Origin of the sequence: Neisseria sp. P0017.S009, assembly GCF_051957375.1 — a bacterium.
GTDB lineage: Bacteria > Pseudomonadota > Gammaproteobacteria > Burkholderiales > Neisseriaceae > Neisseria > Neisseria perflava.
In genome coordinates, this window is the sequence record NZ_JBQCWL010000045.1 from 1 (window position 1) to 239 (window position 239).

The 239-nt window shown below is 54.8% G+C and carries 1 pseudogene; it reads right to left on the reverse strand.

The features are described from left to right. A pseudogene (locus tag ACTHTG_RS11260) lies at positions 1–239 on the reverse strand (signal recognition particle-docking protein FtsY); the annotation flags it as partial.

Below are 239 nucleotides of genomic sequence, written 5' to 3' on the forward strand. Positions count from 1 at the left end.
GTCAAACGCTTTGACTTGGTTGACGGCGTTTTGACCGATGTTGGCATCAAGCACGACGATGATTTCATGTGGCGCATCAGGCATGGCTTTTTGCAACACGCGCTTCACTTTTTTGATTTCTTCCATCAAATGAAGCTGCGTCGGCAGACGGCCGGCGGTATCAGCCAGCACGATGTCGATCCCGCGCGCTTTCGCGGCTTGGACAGCATCGAAGCAAACGGCTGCGGAATCGCCCGTAG